The sequence below is a fragment of the Mycoplasmopsis gallinacea genome (assembly GCF_900660495.1).
Taxonomy (GTDB): Bacteria; Bacillota_I; Bacilli_A; order Mycoplasmatales; family Metamycoplasmataceae; genus Mycoplasmopsis; species Mycoplasmopsis gallinacea.
Genome location: NZ_LR214950.1, coordinates 721682 through 740185, shown reverse-complemented (window position 1 = coordinate 740185; position 18504 = coordinate 721682). Strand labels below are relative to the sequence as shown.

Sequence of the window (18504 nt, the reverse complement as noted above, 5' to 3'; positions counted from 1 at the left end):
TAGCAAACGAAATGTCACACCCTTGAGTTTTAAATTAAAAATCTACATCTTAGATAAAATTTTAATTGATAAAGGAGTGACTATGGGTGTGTTTAAAATAACAACACATAAAAAAATGAGCTATTACGAAGAAAGAAAGGCTCAAATAATAGCAGGTATTATAAGGTTTTGAAACAAAAGAACAAACAAAGAACTTGCTAGGATGTATCACGTCAGCGTCAGAACAATAATTAGATACAAACAAGAAATAAAACCATTTATAGAAAATGGTACTTTTAACGTTGCTCACAAAGGTAGAAAAAATGAAAATGCACTCAAATATAATGATGAAACTATAAATAAAATTATGTGTGATTATTACGATTTTTCTGAAGAATTTTTTCCTAAAAAAGCAACTATTAACACCGCTCCTTTTTGACTTTATTATTATGAAAAAGTAAAACAAAGTTTTAATATTAGTTATTCACAAGCTTTTAGAAGAGTTAAAAAGCAAGGTTTCATTAACATCCAAATGACAAGAAAAGGTAAAAGAGAATCTAGAAAAATTAGAAGATTGCTTGAACAAGAAATTGGTGAAAAAACTTCACTTTTCACAAGAATTGGTTCTTTAGAAATAGATGAACGTGAGAAGAAAAGAAAAAGCGTTTATCAAGCTAAAAATATACATTTAAAATTTGGTGAAAATGTTGAATTAGATGCTTGTCAAGAAATATTTTTCGGGGATAAAAAAGTTTTCATTTACCACGCAATTGATTCAGCTACAGGTAAATTACTTGAACTTCAATGTGAAGAGCAAGAAACAAATGTGGGATACCAAAAGCTAATTGATAAACTCTTTAAAAAATATGGATTTCCTTCAAATATAACAACAGATCGTAGAAGAACTTTTTGAGGTTCGGAAAAAACATACACAATGTTTGAAGAGGCTTTAATCGATAGAGGAATTACTTTATTTGTGTCGTCTAACCCTAAAGATAAGCCAAATGTGGAAAGATCTTTTGCTAGTGCTCAAAATTATTACCCTTATTTATTTAAAAATAAAGGTATTGATTCTATTGAAAAGTTAAATAAAAGAAGCGAAGAAATTATTGATGAATATAATAGACATTTTCAAAAAACAGAAGGTAATAAAGAAAGCAAATTTATCAAAAACGATCCTAGTTCAAATATTTACGATTTTTCTTTAAGAATTAGAAGAAGAGTAAATAATGGAGTCGTTATGTATAAAAATAAAATGCTCGCCCCTTACGACGAACATAATAAAAGATTAATGTTTTTTTCACAAAGCGGAAAAGATATTAATTTATGTTTAGATGTAAACCAAAACTTATATTTCGAAATCAATAATAAGAAATATATTGCAAAAGTAGTTGAAGAATCTGAATTGAATGAAACCGAAATTTATGCTTTAGCTAAAGGGTTAGATATTTCTATCCCACAAGTACATGTGATTGCAAAGGCAATTGTAAATTCTAGAAAATTCACTTTAGCACAGTCACAATTAAGACATTTTCCCGACGAAATTCTCAAAAATGAAAATGCACAAAAGATAATCAAAATACTTGAAAGAAGTGAAGAAATTTTGTTAAAACTTTATAACTTACTTGAAAAAGATATAGAGTGAAAAGATAAAGTTGCATTTATTGACAACTAATATCACAAAACATATTTTATAATCAACAATTTCTTTATGAATTTTGAAGTTCTTTTGCTTCTTTTCTGCGAAAGAAAAGAAGGCCCGTGCGGCAGCACAAATATTGAATTTGTAAAACCAAAAACTAACATACACAATTAATTGATTTTGTTAATTCAATACTTGAATTTTATTTCAATAATTAATATCAAAACTGCTTGTGTTGAATTCTTAAGAATTCAATATAATTATATTAAAAGAAACAAACAAGAGTGACAATTCGTTTAATAATTTACAACTTTTTGTATAAACACTATTTTTTAAGTAATAATTCGATTTCTTCTTTGTAAATTGGTCCAAAATCGCTTCATGGTGTTTCTAAAATAATTGGGATATTGTCAAAATCTTTATCATGCACAATTGCTTTTAATGTCTCAAGTCCGATTTTTCCTTTACCAATATTTTCGTGGCGATCTTTTTGAGATCCTTTGTCATTTTTTGAATCATTTAAATGGATAACTTTGATGTGTTTAAGTAAATCTCATTCAATTAATTCTTGTTTAAATTTCTCGTAATTTTTAATGTCATATCCAGCATCTCAAACATGACAAGTATCTAAACAAATTTGAACTCTATCATTATTAATTCAGTCTAAAACATATCTCATTTGCTCAAAGTCAATACCAATTTCAGTTCCTTTACCGCTCATTGTTTCGATGCAAATAACAACATCTTTGGTATTTTCTAAAATATATTGAAGGTTTTCAATTAGAGTATCAAGACCTTCTTGAGGTGAAAATACTGTATATGCTCCTGGGTGTAATACTAAATATTTAGCACCAATATAGTTCATTCTTTGAATTTCTTCAATTAAGAAATTACATGCAAAGGTAGTTTTTTCAGGGTTAGCTGGATTAACAATATAAGGTGCATGCACAATAATATCTTCTTTTGCAATATACTTTTCAAAAAGTTCTTCATATTTATCTAACTGATATTCTGAAGTATCCACTCTTTTTGATGTTTGTGGAGCCCCTAAATAAATCATCATTGTATTAGCTTTATTTGAATAACTTTCAGCAGCTGCACCGTGAAGATAATCAGGTTTTTTAAATGAAACGTGGCTTCCTAATTTAATCATTTTTTTGTTCTTCCTTTTCTTTTATTTGAATTTCTTTATTTTCTTCTTTGGGCTCTTCTTTATTTTTTCTACCAAAAAGCTTGCTTGGTTTTTTGTTTTGTAAATGACTTTGAATATCTGTTAAGAAAGAACCAGCGATGATCCCGGAAGGAATTGCAATAATAGCTAGCCCTAAAAGAGCCATAACACTTACTAATGCTTTTGAAATTGGTGCATGTGGTGAAAAATCTCCATAACCAATAGTTGTTAAAGTAATTGTTGAAAAGTAAATAGCATCTATAAAATTATCAATATATCCAGCTCCAATTGCTTGATAATCAGCAGAGTTTTTAGCCGCTTCAATTGCAGCTTCTTTATTAGCAAATTCTTTATTTGCAAAAATAAAGATTGTGTTATTTTGTGATTTTACATTATCATCTAAGAAATTCTCACGTAATTGATTTACATACTCAAGTTCATTATTTCAAATAATAAGTCCAAAAAGGATAATTAAAATAATAATAAAAAGGAAAATGTAAGTAAGAAGTTTTCTTTGTTTTTCAAATACATTAATAATGATTCTAAATGGAGCAATAAGCTTAAACACTAAAAAGATTCTAAAAATCTTTAAAATGTTAAGTCCTTTTAGGACTCCAAAGAATCCTTTTCCATCCATATTAACACCAATTAAGGATAGAGCGTGCACTGAACTGAACACACAAAGCAGAAGCAAGATTCCAATAAAACTAATTGGGAAAAATAAAAGCGAGTACTTAATTTTTAATGGGCTAGTAACTTTAAAACGATACGTAATTAAGTGTGCACAATAATCAAAGCAAAAGACGAAAAATGATAAGATTTGTCCAATAAACACTAAACTTTTTCCAAATGATCCTAAACTATTTAAGTTAAATAAAGACGCAAACGAAATCGAACATACAAAAACAATTAAACAAGCATAACTTAATTTAGCAAATTTAATTTCGTTTTTGATTTTGTCATATTTTTCGTTAATTTCTGGATTAGATCAAACAATGTCAGATAGAATTTCCAAATTAAAATATTTTTTTAAAAAATTTGTTAATTTCATTTTTTACTTTCTTACATAATTTTAATAATATAAATAATAAAAATGCTATTAATTAGCATTTTTTAAATTATTCTAGCTTTGATTTTCTTTTCTTGTGTAATTCCATCAACATTGTTTAAAAGAATCATCTTTTCAATTTCTACGCCAATAAGTGGGTAATCAATAAACACTTTAGCTTTGTAATGCTTGATGTAATCGTAAATTGATTTATAACCAATGTCAGTTAATCTTAAGCTATTTCCAGCTAAGTTTGCAAGCACAATGTAAATTTCATGACTTGAACACACTACATTAGATATGCCCTCAGCTCTAATGAAACGAATAATTGAGTTAAGATCATTTCCATCTTTTGTATTAACTTCTTTTCTAATGTATTCAACATTTGAAGCTTCACAGCTTTGTACAAACCCTTCATAACGTTCTTGCATTTGCTGTGAATTGATTTTCTTATCAGCAAGGAATAAGATTTTTGATTTATCTTGCACTTCTCTAATGAATTTGAGAGTAACTTCTTCAAAACCTTTTTTCTCATCTACTTTGATTCAATTAAGCCCTGGCACTTCGTGTCCAAATACGACAATTGAAACATCATCAATGTCCTTTAAAAAATCAAATAATTTAATATCATAATTAGCCACAAAAAGAACAATAGAAGTAGGTCTTCATGAAAGAATATATCTAATTGTTTCAATATATTCTTCTGTTGAAATACCTGTATAAGTTGTATTTACTCTTCTTCCATTTTTCTTACATGCTTGCACAATACCGCTAGTAATTGCTAATGAGACATTTTGTTCTCATTCAGGCATAATAACAAAAACAGAGTGATCTTTACCTCTAATCATTCTAGCACCATGATTTGGGTAATATCTATGTTGTTTTACTACTGATTCAATTTTTTCTTTTGTTTTCTTTGATACATATCCATTATTGTAACATCTACTAATAGTTGATATTGATACACCCGCCATCTCTGATATATCTTTATAAGAAATTTGTTTTTTCATAAAATGAATTTTAACAAATTATGGAAAATTTCCATATTTTAAGTTTCATTATTTTTTAAAAAATTCACCTTTTTATCGATATTTGAGCTCAATTAGAAATTAAAATCAACTTTTGTTATTTTTTACAAATTTATAAAATTAAACTATAAAAAATCAAAATCTTTTTTTATTTTTAGAAATAACATTTTTAGTACTGAAATATAGACGCAAAAGGTTAAACTGTTTTTTTAGAGTTAAAAACAAAAAATTTAAAATTTATTATGTGAAATTAATATATTTTTTCATATAAATTGCAAAAACTTCAAGATTATTTGTATAGTTCTATAATTTAATTATATGGATACAATAAAAACACTTTATTTTTGAAAAAGGTAACCATATTTTAAATTTAATAAATACAAATTTTTTATCGTAAAACATAAAAAAAGTATGAGAGAAGGAAAAATGTTAAAAAGAAAATTATTTTTAGGCGCATTGTCAGTTACAGGGTTAGCACCGGTTGCTGCAATGGCCATTTCAGCAGCTGCACCAGCAACTGAAGAAGACGCAATGATTGCAGAAATGAGAGGGAAAATAGATCAAGCTAAAACAAGTTTTGATAGACTTGTTGAATCACAATTAACTCCAGTTTTTACAAAATTCCAATCTGATCACATTGTGGAATTAAATTCAAAATACATCGAATTTCAAAAACAGAAAATGGAATATGCGAAAACATCTTTTGATGAAGCTGCAAAAGAATATAAAGATTTATCTGATGCTCCAGCATTTATAAAAGCAGGTGTAGTAGAAAGACTTGTTCAGACTTTTAGCTTTGCAACTAGTATTTATTCAGATGCACAAAAAGAGTTAGATAAAGCAAAAGCTTTAGCATCTGTTGTTGATAAATATAAAGTTGTACCAACAGAAGGTGAAAATTTAACAGAAGAACAACAGTTAGAAAGACGTAAGACACAAGAAATATACGAAAAATTACTTGAATCTTTAAAACAAACAGAAACTCAACAAAAAGAAGAAAGAGCTAAAAAAGAGCAATATGTCGAAGAAATAAAAACTGAAAGAAAAAAATTAGGTTGAACTGATTCAGAAATTTTTGACTTATTTGCAGAAAGTGAAGATGAACCAGGTAACTACACTTTTACATCAGCTTACTTAGAAAATCTTTCTGTTGACTTCTCAAGTAAATGAGTAGATGCAAATGATGAATTAAAAGAGACTAAAGAAAAGTTAACACTAAAGCTCAAGAATTAGATGCTGAAAAACAAAAATTAATAAACGATCTTAAAGCATCTACAGATAAAGTTCTTGCACTGGAAACAAAAGGAACTGATTTAAAAGCTGAAATTAACAAAATCTTAGAAGGTATGGGTTCAAAAGAAAGAATCGCTGATAATGAAGACACCAAAGACGGAATTAGAAGAATTTTACACCTTCAAAAACAAGAAATAGAAAGCCTTAAAAACGATCTTACTGGAGCTCAAGAATCAAAAGGAAAATTAGCTACTTTAGAATCTAAAAATGCATCACTTTCAAAAGAAAAAGATACATTAAAAGAACAGTTAGCTGCAGAACACAGAAATAGAAATATTTTAGTTGCTATTCTTTCAGCTTGCTTAGCAGGTACATTATTAATGCTAATTTTATTACTTGCTAAATTCTTAAATAAGAAAAAAGAAGAAAAATAAAACTTAGTTAGTTTGCGTAAGACTATTTAGTCTTACGTTTTTTCTTGCCCTTAAAAATGCTTTTAATAATATTATGTATAATATTATTAAATTAATGATATTAGAAAAGAGGAAAAATGAATCGTTCAAGATTAGACAAGCTTTTTACAGAGCATAGCGTAGATGCTTATATTTCTGAAGCTCCACAAACTAGATTATGATTTGCTGGTGTTCAAACCTCAGATGGTTTAATTGTTATAGAAAAAGATAAAGCTACATTATTCGTAGATGGAAGGTATATTGAATACGCACAAAATCACGCTAAAAACGTTGATATTGTGTTAATGCAAGGTAATTCTACAAAGGAATGATTTGCTAAAAAAGGATTTAAGAAAATTGCTCTTGACAATAACTATTTAGTAAAACAAGTGCAAGATCGTATTTTATACTACACAGGTAAAGATGTACAAATTCACTGAGTAGATGCACAAGAACTTAGAATTGTGAAAGATGAAAAAGAAATTGAAACACTTCAAAAAGCTATTAATATCTCATTAAAAGCTTATGACAAACTTATGGAGTGATTAAAACCTGGTGTAACTGAAAAAGAAGCAGCAGCTTATTTAAATTACCAATTAAAACTTAATGGATGTCAAAAAGAAGGGTTCACAGAAATTATTGCAACAGGTGCAAATAGTGCTGAACCACACCATCATCCAACTGATAAAGTTATTGAAAACAACACTTTATTAAAAGTAGACTTTGGTGGTGAATATAACGGATATACAGCTGATATTACAAGAACAATTATTTTAGGCGGAGAAGAAAATGCTAAAGATCCTAAAATGGTCGAAATTCTTAATATTGTAAAAGAGGCGGCTGCAGCTGGTAGAAAAGCAGTTCGTCCTGGTATTAAAACAAGTGAAATTGACAAAATTTGCCGTGATTACATTGCAGAAAAAGGGTATGGGAAATACTTTGTTCACTCAACAGGTCATGGATTAGGAATTGATGTGCACGAATATCCAAATGTTGGTGCAACTTCTAATTTTGTTTTAGAACCTGGAATGGTTATTACTGTTGAACCTGGTATTTACATCGAAGGACTTGGTGGTGCAAGAATTGAAGATGATGTTCTTGTTACTGAAAATGGACACAGAGTATTAACTCGTCCAAATGAATAATAAAAACGTAAAGTTTAAGGAAAACTATTTGGAGCTTGATTCAAAAACCAAAATGTGGTATGCCACATATGGTAATCCAAAAGGTTTTCCTATTTTAGTAGTCCATGGTGGCCCAGGTAGCGGATCTCCAACTGCAATAACAGATTTTTTAGATGTTAAATTCTTTAGATACATATTTTTTGATCAAAGAGGATGCGGAAAAAGCACTCCACATTTAGAGTTAAAAAACAATAATACACACCAATTAGTTGAAGATATGGAAGCTTTAAGAAAGCATTTAAAGCTTGATAAATTAACAATTTTTGGTGGTAGCTGGGGAACAACATTAACTTTAATGTATGCCATTAAATACCCACAAAATGTTGCTACAATGATACTTAGAGGTGTGTTTTTAGCGCGTCAAGAAGATGTGGATTTTCTTTATGAAGGAAAAGGTGCTAATTGATTCTTCCCTAAAGAATATGAAGCATTTCAAAATGCAGTAGCTAATTTAAAAGGAAGAACAAATATTGCTAAGTATTATAAAGCTTTAACGAATAAAAAGCTTGATCTTGAATATAGAAAAAAACTAGCTCTTGATTTTTATAAATGAGAATTTTCTCTTGTTAGTGTTAGAAAACGTGATTTTAAAAAAGAATATGAGCAGGAAGCTTATGATCTAGCTCTTTTAGAAAGCCATTATTTTTATAATAAATCATTCTTATCAAGCGATAACTATATCTTAGAAAATGCACATAAATTTAAACATATACCAACCTATATTATTCATGGGCATTTTGACATTGATACTCGTTTAATTGGAGCTTATTTATTAGAGCAAAAGCTCGATAATGTTAAAACTTATTACAACCACATGGCAGGGCATTCGCTTTTAGATTCATCTAACTTGTTCGCCCTTAAAGATATTTTAGAGCAATTAAAAAACAAAGCTAGTTAGTTAGCTTTGTTTTTTAATTGGTTTGATTTGAATTTGGATAATTATAATTCGTTAACTGATCCACCAGCTTTTTCTACTGCTTCTTTTGCGGCTGCACTTACTTTGTGAAGTGAAACTGTAACTTTTTTAGTTAACTCTCCATTTGCAAGTAATTTAACAGGTAAGTTTCTTTTTGCTAAGTTTTTTGCTTTTAATGTTTCAACTGAAACAACATCATTATCATTAAATCTTTCTTGAATATCTGAAAGGTTAACTACTTGATATTCAACGTGATTTACGTTTGTGAATCCACGTTTACCAATACGACGGAATCATGGTGTTTGACCCCCTTCGAATCCAAGTCTGTGTCCTTTACGTTTGTTTTGCCCTGATTGTCCTTTACCAGCTTGTTTTCCTTTTCCAGCAGCGTGTCCACGACCTTTACGGTGTTTTTCTGGTCTTGAACCTTCTGTGAATTTAAGTGAATGTAATTTAATAGCCATAATTATATTAAGTCCTTTACATCTTTATCTCTAATAAAAGCAATTTGTTCAGGTGTTCTAAGTTCTTGTAAAGCTTTAACAGCAGCCTTAACTGTATTAGCTTTTGAACGTGAACCGTATGTTTTTGTAACGATATCTGAGTATCCTGCAAGTTCTACAACTGCACGCACTGTTCCAGAAGCAATAAGCCCTTTCCCTTTAGGTGCAGGTTTAAGCATAACTTTTGATGATAAGAATTTTGCTCTTGTTTCGTGTGGTACTGTTCCATTTAAAACTGGAACTTCTACTAAGTTGTTTTGTGCATCTTTGATAGCTTTTTTAATTGCATCTGGAACTTCATTTGCCTTACCATGTCCATATCCAACGCTACCTTTTTTGTTTCCAACAACAACAAATGCTGAGAAACTAAACCTTCTTCCACCTTTAACAACTTTTGTAACACGAGCAATATCGATAACTTTTTCAGAGTATTCTGAAACTGCTTGTTCTGCTCTTGACTTACGAGGTTTTCTTGAAAATTCTGAACGATTTGAACGAGGTTTTGTTTCTTTGTTTGAATCTTTAGCAAAAGAATTTCTTGGTTGTTTTTTAGCTGTAACTTCTTGTGTTCCAGCAGCAACTTTTGTTTCTTTTTGGTTTTCCATTAGAACTTAACTCCTTTTTCTCTTACTGAATCTGCAAATGCTTTAACTCTACCGTGGTATAAGTAACCTGAACGGTCAAATACAATTTCTTTAACTCCAAGAGCAACAATTTTGTCACCCATAGCAAGTCCAAGTTCTTTAGCAGCAGCGATGTTTCCGCTGTATTTTGAATCTTTTAATGTTGATACACTAGCAAGTGTAACACCTTTTGTATCATCGATAAGTTGAGCATAGAAGTTTTGGTGTGATTTAAACACACTTAAACGAGGTTTTGTTGCTGTACCAAAAATGTTTTGACGTAAACGAACGTGTTTAACTTTTCTAGCAGCGTTTCTTGATAAGTTTGCCATATGTAATACCTAAGCTCTAAATTATTTAGAAGCTGTTTTCCCTTCTTTACGTCTAATTTTTTCTCCTCTATAAGAAATACCTTTACCTGAGTAAACATTAGGTTTTCTTACAGCACGAACGATTGATGCAAATTGTCCAACACTTTGTTTGTCAATACCTTCTACAGATACTTCTGTTGGTTTTGCAACTTTAACTGTAACATCACTTGGTACTTGTAATTTTACTGTATGTGAGTATCCAGCAGCAATTTCTAAAACATTACCTGCAAGAGTTGCTTTGTACCCAACCCCTTTAATGTCAAGTTCAATTTTGAAACCTTCTGAAACACCTTTGATCATATTCGCAATATGAGCATTTGTTGTTCCATGTAATTGTTTTGTGTGTTTTTCTTCGTTTGCACGAGTAGTTGTAACTTGTCCGTTTTCTACATTAACTGTAATTTTATCGCTAAAAATTCTTTCAAGAGTTCCTAATTTTCCTGATACTGTAACTTTTTGTCCATCTACTGTAACAGTTGTTCCCGCAGGAATTGTTAAAACACGATTTCCAACACGTGACATACTATTACCTATCAAATGATGGTGATAGCTTCACCACCAACATTTTCTTTCTTAGCTTGTTTTCCTGTCATAAGACCTTTTGATGTAGACATAATTACTGTACCGTATCCTGAAAGTACTGAAGGAATTTCTGTTGATTTGTAGTAAACTCTAATTCCTGGTTTTGAAACTCTTTTGAAATCTTTAATAGCAGCTTGGTTACCTTTGAATTTTAATGACACAACAAGTTTTTTCTCTGTTTTTTCACCTGTAACTTCGTATGATGAAATGTATCCTTCTTCTTGAATAAGTTTAACAATAGCTTCTTTTTTTCCTGAGTAAGGAATTTCTACAGTTTTGTGTTTTCTCATGTTCGCGTTTTTAATACGAACGATTAAATCTGAAATAGGGTCTGTAATAAACATAATTATCAGCTCGCTTTCTTAATGCCTGGAATTTTACCTTCATGTGCAAGGTTTCTAAAACAAATACGGCATACTTTATATTTTCTTAAAACTGCATGTGGACGTCCACACAATTCACAACGTGTATATGCACGTGTAGAGAATTTAGGGTGACGTTTAGCTTTTTCAATTAATGCTTTTCTAGCCATTATTTAACTCCCTTTCCTTCAAATGGAATTCCTATGTTTTCAAGAAGTGTTTTTGCTTCATCATTTGATTTTGCTGTTGTTACGATGATAACATCAAGTCCTTTGATACGACGAATTTTATCAAATTCAATTTCTGGGAAGATAATTTGCTCTTTAATTCCTAATGAGTAATTTCCTCTTCCGTCAAATGCTTTAGGGTTTGCTCCACGGAAGTCACGAATACTAGGCATAGCAACATTAATTAATTTGTCTAAGAATTCTCACATTCTTTCTCTTCTAAGTGTAACTTTTCCACCCATTGGCATTCCTTCACGAAGTTTTCATGAAGCGTTTGATTTTTTAGCAACTGTTTGATATGGTTTTTGTCCTGAGATTAATGTAAGTTCGTTAAGAACTTCTTCAATAGCTTTTGAGTTTGAAACTTCTTTACCAGCTGTCATGTTGATTACTACTTTTTCAATTCTTGGCACTTGCATTGATGAAGAATAATTGTATTTTTCTTTAAGAGCAGGAACTGCTTTTTCTAAATAAACTTGTTTTAACATAATTAAATTTCCTTCTTAGTTTTTTTAGCAATTCTAACTTTTTTGCCATCTTTGTTTAATGAGTAACCAATTTTTGAATATTGAGCAGGTTTATCTTTGCTAGCTTTTTTAACTAAAATAGCAACATTTGATGCGTGAATTGGAGCTTCGATGTTTGAGATTGAACCATCTTGGTTTTGTTGTGAAGGTTTGTTGTGTTTTGTAACGATGTTTAAGTCTTTAATAATAACTTTGTTTGCTTTGTGTAATACTTTTTCAATTCTTCCTGTTTTCCCTTTTTCTTTTCCAGCAATTACGATAACTTCGTCATTTTTCTTAAATTTAACTTTCATCATAACTCCTTAATTAAAGCACTTCTGGTGCTAATGAAACGATTTTAGGGTATTTTTCACGAATTTCACGTGCAACAGGTCCAAACACACGTGTTCCACGTGGTGTTCCATCTTCTTTAAGTAATACAACAGCATTTTCATCGAAACGAATGTATGACCCGTTTTCACGAGCAATACCGTATTTTGAACGCACCACAACAGCTTTTACAACTTGACCTTGTTTAACGTTTCCATTAGGAATAGCTTTTTTAACTGAACAAACAACAACATCACCAATTTTTGCAACTTTTTTCTTTGATCCACCTAAGATACGAATAACACCAATTTCTTTAGCACCTGAGTTATCTGCAACGTTTGCTTTTGATAATTCTAATAACATTATTAATTATCTCCTTGTGCTGATTGTTTTACTTCTACTAATCTAAAACGTTTTGTTCTTGATAAAGGTCTTGTTTCCATAATAACAACAATATCATTTAATTTTGCTACATGGTTTTCATCATGAACTGCGAAACGTTTTGTTGATTTATAACGTTTTGAGTAAAGTGGGTGTTTTTTGTATGTATCTACTGCAACAATAATTGTTTTAGGTGTTTTGTTTGCTGAAACAACTGTACCAACTAAGGTTTTTCTTGTATTTCTTTCCATAATTATTTAGCTCCTTTTTCATTTAATGCTGTAAGAACTTTTGCTATGTCTTTTCTGATACTTGAAATTTTGTGTGTTTGGTCTAAACTACCTGTTGAGTTTTTGAATCTTAAAGTTCAAAGTTCTGCTTTTAAATCATTAACAAGTTTTAATAACTCTTCTCTTGATTTAGCTTTAATGTCTTTGTATAACATTATTTATCTCCTTCTTGATTCTTTGTAATAATTTTTCATTTAACTGGAAGTTTGTGACCTGCAAGTCTAAGAGCTTCTCTAGCTCTTTCTTCTGAAACACCACCAATTTCAAACATAACTGTATTTTCTTTTACAGATGCATATCATAATTCTGGAGCACCTTTACCTGATCCCATACGAACACCAATAGGTTTTGATGTTTTAGCAAAGTGTGGGAAGATACGGATAATAACTTGTCCTTCACGTCCAAGACTACGTGTAGCAGCAATACGAGCTGATTCGATTTGTCTTGATGTAATAAGTGAAGGTGTTGCGGCTTGAAGTCCGAATTCACCGTATGATACTGTGTTTCCTTTATGAGCTTTACGTTTGTTTGGGTTTACTAAAAATGGTTTACGATATTTAGTTCTTTTTGGTTGAAGCATGTTTTCTTTCTCCTTCCAAAATTTCTCCTAATGATACTCAAACTTTAATTCCAATTGCACCATATGTTGTTCTAGCTGTTGCTGTTGCATAGTCAACATTTTGTCTAAGTGTGTGAAGTTTCATTTCTCCTTCAGAATATCCTTCTGTACGAGCCATATCAACACCGTTTAAACGACCACTAACGGCTGTTTTGATTCCTTTTGCTCCAGCTCTAAGTGCGCTACGGATAGCGATTTTTTGAGCTGAACGGAAGCTTTCACGGTTTTCTAATTTAGTTGCGATCATTTCTGCAAGTAATTTTGCATTAAGATCTGGGTTTGCAAGTTCTACAACTTGTAAATTAACATTTAAGTTTCTGTTTTTTAAGAATTTCTTTAATTTTAAAGTTAATTCTTGAATGTTTTTACCTTCTTGACCTAAAACGGCAGCAGGTTTAACTGTGTGAATATACACTGTTACTTTGTTATCTTGTGTTCTTTTTACTTGTACTTTTCCGATTTGGTATTGACGTACTAATTTATCAAAGAATTTGTAAATTTTAGCATCTTCAACTAAGTAGTTTCCGAATTGCTCTTTACCAACAAATCAAGTTGAGTTATGTGCTTTAGTTACTCCGTAACGAAAACCATTTGGATTAACCTTTTGTCCCATATTAATTTCTCTCCTCTAATGTTATTGATAAATTTGATGTACGTTTTAAAATTGAGTAAGCTCTACCTTGACTTCTAGGTTGGAATCTTTTAAGAGTTGGACCTTCATTAACATAAACTTCTTTAACAAATAATTTTGAAGCATCCATACCATGATTGTTTGTAGCATTTGCAATTGCTGAGTTTAATAATTTAACGAAAATTGGAGCAGATTTTTTGTTTGTGTTTTTAAGGATTCCTAATGCTTTAACAACATCAAGTCCTCTAAATAAGTTAGCAACTAAAGCTGCTTTTGAAACGCTAACTCTTTGGAATTTAACGTGTGCTTTTGCTTGTTGTGCCATTATTTTTTCTTACCTTTATCTGCACCATGACCTGAGAAGGTTCTTGTTGGTGAGAATTCACCAAGTTTGTGTCCTACCATATCATCTGTTACGTATACTTCGTTAAATACTTTTCCATTGTGCACTGCAAATGTAAGTCCAACGAAATCTGGGAAGATTGTTGAACGTCTTGATCATGTTTTAATTGGTTTTTTAGGTGCTTTACCTGATATAATAGCATCTACTTTTTTAAGTAAGTGCTCATCAGCGAATGGACCTTTTTTAAGACTACGTGCCATTATTTAGCATCCTTTCTTCTTCTTAAAATTAATTTGTTTGAAGATTTCTTAGTTTTTCTTGTCTTAACTCCAAGAGCTTTTTTACCTCATGGTGTAAGAGGAGCTTTACGTCCAACAGGTTGTTTTCCTTCTCCCCCTCCATGTGGGTGGTCTACAGGGTTCATAACTGATCCACGAACTGTAGGTCTGATTCCTTTGTGTCTGTTAATTCCAGCTTTACCAACGTTTACAAGTAAGTGTTCTTCGTTCCCAACAACTCCAATTGTTGCACGGCAACGAGCTAAAATACGACGTGTTTCACCTGATTTTAATCTTAAAACAACGTATTTTCCATCTTCATCTTTACCAAGAATTTGAGCAGAAGTTCCAGCACTACGTGCAATAATACCTCCACCTCCTGGTTGCATTTCAATGTTGTGTACAAATGTTCCTTCTGGGATGTTTGCAAGTGGTAATGAGTTACCAACAACGATATCTGATTCAGGACCTGAAACAACAACTTGTCCTAATTTGATACCTTTAGGAGCTAAAATGTATCTTTTTTCTCCATCTGCATAAGCTAATAAACAAATGTTTGCTGATCTGTTTGGATCATATTCAATTGTTTTTACTGTAGCAGGAATGTTATCTTTATTACGTTTGAAATCTACAAGTCTGTAGAAACGTTTAACACGTCCTCCATGATGTCTTACAGTAATTTTACCTTGGTTGTTACGCCCTGCATTGTTTTTTAAATTCACAAGAAGTGATTTTTCAGGAGCGTGACCTGATAAGTTCTGTTTAAAATCAAGAGTAGACATGTTTCTACGACCATTTGTCGTAGGTTTATAGTGCTTAATAGCCATATTATTTGTCTCTCCTTTGCTTAAAAATAGTTGCGGATCTTCTTTTAAGCATGCATAATTCCGCATTTATCGCAATTTTAAATCTTGATTTAAAATTAGATTATTTATTATTCTCCACCAACTTTTCTTGATGAAGTTGATTTTTTAACTGATGATGTTTTGTTTGTTTTAGTTGCTGTTGCTTTTTTATTAAATTTAGCAGCTAATTTGCTTTCTTTTTCAGCAACTTTTGCTTTTGTTTCTTTTGATGAAGCTTTTGCTTTAACTTCTTCTACTTGTTGTTCTTCACCTGGGAATAAGTTAATTACTTGTCCTTCAGCTACTTTAACGATTGCTTTTTTGTATCTGTTTGTAAATCCGTGGAAACGACCAATGTTTTTTGGTTGTTTTTCAACTTTGATTGTATTTACACTAACTACTTTCACTTGGAAAATTGTTTCTACTGCTTGTTTAATTTGGTGTTTGTTTGCATGGTAATCAGCAATAAAAGTATAAACACCATTACTCATTTGTGAGTTTGTTTTTTCTGTTAAAAGAGGTGCACTAATAACTTTTGTAAGTTCCATTATTTAGCCTTCCCTTCTAAAATTTTTAATGATTCGTTTGAGATGATCATAACATCTGCTCAAATAAGTTCTTCAACGCTAATTGAGTTAGCTTTTGTTGTTTTAACATTTTGAAGGTTTCTTGATGAGTAGAATACATTTCTATCTTCTGTAACAACTAAAACATGTTTTAAGTTTGCTACTTGTAAATCTTCAAGGTGTTTTACTAAAGCTTTTGTAGAAATTGATTCAAGTGTAAGGTCGTTTACAATAACAGCTTTATCGTTTGCAAGAAGTGTTAATCCTGAAACAAATGCAGCGTATCTAACTTTTTTGTTAACTTTTAATGAATAGTTTTTAACTGATTGAGGACCAAATGCTCTACCTCCACCAACTCAAATAGGTGAACGCATTGAGCTGTGACGTGCACGTCCTGTTCCTTTTTGTCTTCAAGGTTTTTTACCACTACCGCTTACTTCAGCACGGTTTTTAACTTGGTGTGTTCCTTGTCTTACACTAGCTCTTTCTGACATAATTGTGTCAAAAATTGCTTGTTCGTAAATTTTTTCACTGTTGAAAAGGTTTTTTGGTAATTGAACTTCTACTGATGGTTTTGCAACTTTAGCTGTTTTTTGAACTTTAACTGCAGCAGGTTTTGAAGGTTTTTTAGCAGCTGATGCGCTTTTAGCTTTTGCAGCTGGTTTAGCTTTTGTTGTTGTTTTTTTAGTTTCAGCCATGATTATTTGTCCCCTTCTTTTGCTTCTGCTTCTTCGATTAATTGTTTAAGTTCACTTGAGTGCATTCCAACTGTAACTTCAATGTTGTATTTTTTAGCTTTTTCAACAAGTTCGTTCATTAAAATAACTTCTTGTACATCAACAAGTTTAACTGCTTCACGGTTTGGAAGCCCTTTAACAGCTTCTTTAACCATAACAAATGATTTTTTAGGACCTGGAATTGATCCTTTAACAAGAATGTAATTGTTTTCTACATCAACCTTTACAATCTCTAAGTTTTGAACTGTTGTTTTAACATGTCCAAGGTGTCCAGGCATTGTCATACCTTTGTAAACACGGTTACCTGAAATATCTCCAAGTGATCCTGTTTGTCTAACTGGTTGACTACCTCCACCTCCACCGTGAGATTTAGGTCCAATGTGTTGATTGTGTCTTTTGATTGTTCCAGCAAATCCTTTACCTTTTGAGATACCTGTTACATCAACAAGTTCTCCTGCAGCAAATAAATCAGCTGTAACTGTAGCACCAAGTTCGTATCCAGACATATTACGAACTTCTTTTACGAAGCGCTTAGGTGTTGTTTGCGCTTTAGCAAACTGACCAGCATCTGGTTTGTTTGTACGTGAAGCTTTTTTATCAAAAACTGATAATTGAGTTGCAACGTAACCATTAACTTCGTCAGTTAAAACTTTAGTAACAACATTTGGTTGAACTTCTATAACAGTAACTGGTATTCTTGAACCAGTTTCGCTGAAAATTTGAGTCATCCCAACTTTACGTCCTAAGATTCCTTTCATTCTAGTCTCCTTATTTTTTATAAATAGATTTTAAAATCACAAAGTGTGATTATTTAACTTTAACTTGAATTTGAACACCAGCTGGTAATTCAATTCTTTTAAGTTTTGCAAGAGTTTCTTTTTCGTTTGCAAATTCTGAAATTACGATTAATCTTTGATGTGTTCTGCTTTCGAATTGTTCACGAGATGGTTTGTTAATGTGAACAGATCTTAAGATTGTAATTTCTTCTCTTTTTGTAGGAAGAGGAACTGGTCCACTTACCTTAGCTTTTGTTTCTTCTGCTAATAAAACAATTTTTTTAGCAGCTGCATCCACTAATGCGTGGTCGAAACCTTGTACTTTAACATTTAATTTATTCATGTTGTCTCCTTTGTTCTTTTTTGAACATAGCTCACTATAAAAACTCAATAAACCCTCAACAACTTTTTTTGGTGTATTGACAACCTTATAGGTCCTCGCTATATTGCTAATTAATTATAAGGTAAAAAATAAAAAACGGAAATGAAAATTCCGCTTTTTTTATTTGAACAACTCCTCTTGGTGTATTGAATGCAAAAATTAATGTAAACTTTTCTCAATTCAACTTTTTAACACAGGCGCAGGAATATATTCATACCCTTTTTCTAAGATTTCTTCGTTTTTAATCAATAAAATTGTAGGGACTTTTAAAACTTTTCATTTAGTATCTGGGTTTCTAAAAAGTTTTGCTTCTTCAGCGTCTACATTAATAAATGAAATGTTGTTGTTATCTTTATATTCGCTTGCAACTGAATCTACAACTGGCTTCATCATTTTGCAATCACCACATCATTCTGTAGTGAATTCTAAAAAGATCAATTTATTTTTATTTGATGCAAGAAACTTTTCTGCATCTTTTCATAACATTTTTTCAAACATA

General features: G+C 31.0%; 29 protein-coding genes. 5 read left to right on the top strand and 24 right to left on the bottom strand.

The window, feature by feature from the left end; all coding sequences use genetic code 4:
* Positions 1-22: 22 nt before the first annotated feature.
* A complete protein-coding gene (locus EXC51_RS02955) occupies positions 23-1654 on the top strand; it encodes a hypothetical protein (protein WP_129620239.1) in 1632 nt (543 codons plus the stop codon).
* A 292-nt stretch (positions 1655-1946) separates the two neighbouring features.
* On the opposite strand, the gene EXC51_RS02950 is transcribed toward EXC51_RS02955, so the two are convergent.
* From EXC51_RS02950 to EXC51_RS02940, 3 genes are all read right to left on the bottom strand, one after another.
* Positions 1947-2774, bottom strand: coding sequence for a deoxyribonuclease IV (locus EXC51_RS02950; RefSeq protein ID WP_129620439.1), 828 nt, complete (start codon positions 2772-2774; stop codon positions 1947-1949).
* Positions 2767-3843 carry a potassium channel family protein gene (locus tag EXC51_RS02945; RefSeq protein WP_129620438.1) on the bottom strand — a complete coding sequence of 359 codons (1077 nt, stop codon included), beginning with the start codon at positions 3841-3843 and terminating at the stop codon, positions 2767-2769. The genes EXC51_RS02950 and EXC51_RS02945 overlap by 8 nt, the downstream gene beginning before the upstream one ends.
* A 62-nt stretch (positions 3844-3905) precedes the next feature.
* A complete protein-coding gene (locus EXC51_RS02940) occupies positions 3906-4850 on the bottom strand; it encodes a LacI family DNA-binding transcriptional regulator (RefSeq protein ID WP_129620437.1) in 945 nt (314 codons plus the stop codon).
* A gap of 444 nt (positions 4851-5294) precedes the next feature.
* Between EXC51_RS02940 and EXC51_RS02935 the strand changes: the two genes are divergently transcribed.
* The 4 genes from EXC51_RS02935 to pip all read left to right on the top strand — a co-directional run bounded on the left by EXC51_RS02935 (position 5295) and on the right by pip (position 8635).
* Positions 5295-6101: a hypothetical protein gene (locus EXC51_RS02935; protein ID WP_129620436.1), complete on the top strand. Its 807-nt coding sequence runs from the start codon at positions 5295-5297 to the stop codon at positions 6099-6101.
* Between the two features lie 113 nt (positions 6102-6214).
* Entirely contained in the window at positions 6215-6535 is a 321-nt protein-coding gene (locus EXC51_RS02930; RefSeq protein ID WP_129620435.1) for a hypothetical protein, read from the top strand.
* Between the two features lie 116 nt (positions 6536-6651).
* Positions 6652-7698 carry an aminopeptidase P family protein gene (locus EXC51_RS02925; RefSeq protein ID WP_129620434.1) on the top strand — a complete coding sequence of 349 codons (1047 nt, stop codon included), beginning with the start codon at positions 6652-6654 and terminating at the stop codon, positions 7696-7698.
* Positions 7691-8635, top strand: coding sequence for a prolyl aminopeptidase (gene pip, locus EXC51_RS02920; protein ID WP_129620433.1), 945 nt, complete (start codon positions 7691-7693; stop codon positions 8633-8635). Before EXC51_RS02925 ends, pip begins: the two co-directional genes overlap by 8 nt.
* Positions 8636-8676: 41 nt before the next feature.
* Here the strand turns inward: pip and rplO are convergent, their stop codons facing one another.
* The 21 genes from rplO to EXC51_RS02815 form a co-directional block, all read right to left on the bottom strand.
* Positions 8677-9117, bottom strand: coding sequence for a 50S ribosomal protein L15 (gene rplO / locus EXC51_RS02915; protein ID WP_220096534.1), 441 nt, complete (start codon positions 9115-9117; stop codon positions 8677-8679).
* A 2-nt stretch (positions 9118-9119) separates the two neighbouring features.
* On the bottom strand, positions 9120-9761 hold the full coding sequence (gene rpsE, locus EXC51_RS02910; RefSeq protein ID WP_129620432.1) for a 30S ribosomal protein S5: 642 nt from the start codon (positions 9759-9761) through the stop codon (positions 9120-9122).
* Entirely contained in the window at positions 9761-10111 is a 351-nt protein-coding gene (gene rplR / locus EXC51_RS02905; protein ID WP_129620431.1) for a 50S ribosomal protein L18, read from the bottom strand. Before rplR ends, rpsE begins: the two co-directional genes overlap by 1 nt.
* Before the next feature lie 21 nt (positions 10112-10132).
* Complete coding sequence (gene rplF / locus EXC51_RS02900; RefSeq protein ID WP_129620430.1) at positions 10133-10672, bottom strand: 50S ribosomal protein L6; 540 nt, start codon at positions 10670-10672, stop codon at positions 10133-10135.
* Positions 10673-10680: 8 nt separating this feature from the next.
* Positions 10681-11076, bottom strand: coding sequence for a 30S ribosomal protein S8 (gene rpsH, locus EXC51_RS02895; RefSeq protein ID WP_129620429.1), 396 nt, complete (start codon positions 11074-11076; stop codon positions 10681-10683).
* A 2-nt stretch (positions 11077-11078) separates the two neighbouring features.
* The gene (locus EXC51_RS02890; RefSeq protein ID WP_129620428.1) at positions 11079-11264 is read right to left on the bottom strand and encodes a type Z 30S ribosomal protein S14; all 186 of its coding nucleotides are present in this window, start codon (positions 11262-11264) and stop codon (positions 11079-11081) included.
* The gene (gene rplE / locus EXC51_RS02885; RefSeq protein ID WP_129620427.1) at positions 11264-11809 is read right to left on the bottom strand and encodes a 50S ribosomal protein L5; all 546 of its coding nucleotides are present in this window, start codon (positions 11807-11809) and stop codon (positions 11264-11266) included. The genes EXC51_RS02890 and rplE overlap by 1 nt, the downstream gene beginning before the upstream one ends.
* A gap of 2 nt (positions 11810-11811) precedes the next feature.
* Positions 11812-12141, bottom strand: a complete 330-nt coding sequence (gene rplX, locus EXC51_RS02880; RefSeq protein WP_187468999.1) for a 50S ribosomal protein L24 — start codon at positions 12139-12141, stop codon at positions 11812-11814.
* Between the two features lie 13 nt (positions 12142-12154).
* Complete coding sequence (gene rplN, locus EXC51_RS02875) at positions 12155-12520, bottom strand: 50S ribosomal protein L14 (RefSeq protein WP_129620425.1); 366 nt, start codon at positions 12518-12520, stop codon at positions 12155-12157.
* A 2-nt stretch (positions 12521-12522) separates the two neighbouring features.
* Complete coding sequence (gene rpsQ / locus EXC51_RS02870) at positions 12523-12789, bottom strand: 30S ribosomal protein S17 (protein WP_129620424.1); 267 nt, start codon at positions 12787-12789, stop codon at positions 12523-12525.
* Between the two features lie 2 nt (positions 12790-12791).
* Positions 12792-12983, bottom strand: a complete 192-nt coding sequence (gene rpmC, locus EXC51_RS02865; protein ID WP_129620423.1) for a 50S ribosomal protein L29 — start codon at positions 12981-12983, stop codon at positions 12792-12794.
* A complete protein-coding gene (rplP, locus tag EXC51_RS02860; protein ID WP_129620422.1) occupies positions 12983-13408 on the bottom strand; it encodes a 50S ribosomal protein L16 in 426 nt (141 codons plus the stop codon). The genes rpmC and rplP overlap by 1 nt, the downstream gene beginning before the upstream one ends.
* Complete coding sequence (gene rpsC / locus EXC51_RS02855; RefSeq protein ID WP_129620421.1) at positions 13386-14060, bottom strand: 30S ribosomal protein S3; 675 nt, start codon at positions 14058-14060, stop codon at positions 13386-13388. The genes rplP and rpsC overlap by 23 nt, the downstream gene beginning before the upstream one ends.
* A 1-nt stretch (position 14061) precedes the next feature.
* Positions 14062-14403: a 50S ribosomal protein L22 gene (gene rplV, locus EXC51_RS02850; RefSeq protein WP_318024502.1), complete on the bottom strand. Its 342-nt coding sequence runs from the start codon at positions 14401-14403 to the stop codon at positions 14062-14064.
* On the bottom strand, positions 14403-14681 hold the full coding sequence (gene rpsS, locus EXC51_RS02845) for a 30S ribosomal protein S19 (RefSeq protein ID WP_129620419.1): 279 nt from the start codon (positions 14679-14681) through the stop codon (positions 14403-14405). Before rpsS ends, rplV begins: the two co-directional genes overlap by 1 nt.
* Positions 14681-15526 (bottom strand): 50S ribosomal protein L2, encoded by an 846-nt coding sequence (gene rplB / locus EXC51_RS02840; RefSeq protein WP_129620418.1) that lies wholly within the window; start codon positions 15524-15526, stop codon positions 14681-14683. The genes rpsS and rplB overlap by 1 nt, the downstream gene beginning before the upstream one ends.
* 107 nt (positions 15527-15633) lie before the next feature.
* Positions 15634-16092, bottom strand: a complete 459-nt coding sequence (gene rplW / locus EXC51_RS02835; protein ID WP_129620417.1) for a 50S ribosomal protein L23 — start codon at positions 16090-16092, stop codon at positions 15634-15636.
* Positions 16092-16808, bottom strand: coding sequence for a 50S ribosomal protein L4 (rplD, locus tag EXC51_RS02830; RefSeq protein WP_129620416.1), 717 nt, complete (start codon positions 16806-16808; stop codon positions 16092-16094). Before rplD ends, rplW begins: the two co-directional genes overlap by 1 nt.
* Positions 16809-16810: 2 nt before the next feature.
* Positions 16811-17605 (bottom strand): 50S ribosomal protein L3, encoded by a 795-nt coding sequence (gene rplC, locus EXC51_RS02825; RefSeq protein ID WP_129620415.1) that lies wholly within the window; start codon positions 17603-17605, stop codon positions 16811-16813.
* 49 nt (positions 17606-17654) lie between these two features.
* Positions 17655-17966 (bottom strand): 30S ribosomal protein S10, encoded by a 312-nt coding sequence (rpsJ, locus tag EXC51_RS02820; RefSeq protein ID WP_129620414.1) that lies wholly within the window; start codon positions 17964-17966, stop codon positions 17655-17657.
* 198 nt (positions 17967-18164) lie between these two features.
* Positions 18165-18503: a thioredoxin family protein gene (locus EXC51_RS02815; RefSeq protein WP_129620413.1), complete on the bottom strand. Its 339-nt coding sequence runs from the start codon at positions 18501-18503 to the stop codon at positions 18165-18167.
* Position 18504: the final 1 nt, after the last annotated feature.